This is a genomic window from Streptomyces sp. NPDC051133 (assembly GCF_040682635.1).
Lineage (GTDB): Bacteria > Actinomycetota > Actinomycetes > Streptomycetales > Streptomycetaceae > Streptomyces.
This window is the reverse complement of sequence record NZ_JBFBBK010000256.1, coordinates 1-1105: the sequence shown is the minus strand read 5'-3', so window position 1 is coordinate 1105 and position 1105 is coordinate 1. Positions and strand designations below refer to the sequence as shown.

At 67.7% G+C, this 1105-nt stretch carries 1 protein-coding gene; it reads left to right on the top strand.

The window, feature by feature from the left end; translation table 11 throughout:
* Nucleotides 1-708: D-alanyl-D-alanine carboxypeptidase/D-alanyl-D-alanine-endopeptidase (gene dacB / locus AB0N17_RS46860; RefSeq protein ID WP_366017751.1), on the top strand; the 708-nt coding region annotated here is incomplete at its 5' end.
* Nucleotides 709-1105 lie beyond the last annotated feature (397 nt).

Here is a 1105-nt window from a genome sequence, read left to right as displayed (position 1 = left end):
GTCGACGGGCACGGCGCCCAGGACACCTCCATCGACGCCGGCCAGGTCTTCGCCGAGCACCTCGCCGCAGACGGTGTCACCGTCACCGGGGCCGTCACCCGCGCCACTGCACGTCCGACGGATGTTCCGGTGGCCCAGCACAAGTCGGCGCCACTGTCGGCCATGGTCCGCACGATGCTCAAGCACAGCGACAACGACATCGCGGAGACTCTGCTGCGGATGACCGCCCTTGGTTCCGGTCGCCCGGCCACATTCGAGGGCGGCACTCAGGTCGTGCGTCAGGTGCTGAGCCGGATGTACGGCGTTTCGCTCGCCAACTTCGAGCTTTACGATGGCAGCGGCCTGTCCCGGGCCGACCGCGTCCCGGCCGCCACTCTCGCACAGATTCTCGAACTGCTGAAGCAGCCCCGCTACGCGCCCGCTCTCGGTTCCATCTTCGATGGCCTGCCTGTCTCCGGCGAGGCCGGCAGTACGCTCGGCCCGGGGTACGGTCGCTTCGACGACGCCAGATCCAAGTGTGCGGTGGGGAAGGTACACGCGAAGACCGGCACCCTCACCGGCGCCATCGCACTGAGCGGTCTGACTCAGGGCAAGGACGGTAAGTGGAAAGTGTTCTCCTTCGTCGAGAACGGAGCCATGGCCGACCCGGACACCATCAAGGACGCCATGGACGACCTCGCGGCGACCGTCAACGGCTGCTATGCGTAACAGATCCCGCCCCCGGTACAGTGGGCTCTGGTATTGCACACGACATCGGGGTGTCATGGCGGCTGGGCGAGAGCGCATGGCTTCTGCTCTGCAGCACGCTGAGCCCACCGTAGCCGGACGGAAGGACCACGTGCGGCGGTTGCTAGCCGCAGTCGCTCATCCCTGTGGTGACCGATCGCCTGCATTGCCGACGGCGCCTGGCTCCAGTCACATGGGTGCCGCTTAAGCATGGCCCGGCCCCGCCGACGACGTCCCGGAGGTTGCCCGCGGAGTCGGCGTGAATGCAACCCCAACCCGGGCACGTGCCCACGACGAGGATGCGGTCGGCGTCGGGGGCGAGGTTGAGGTCGTGCGTGATCACGATCGTCGTTCGGCCCGCCATGAGCCGGCGCAACGG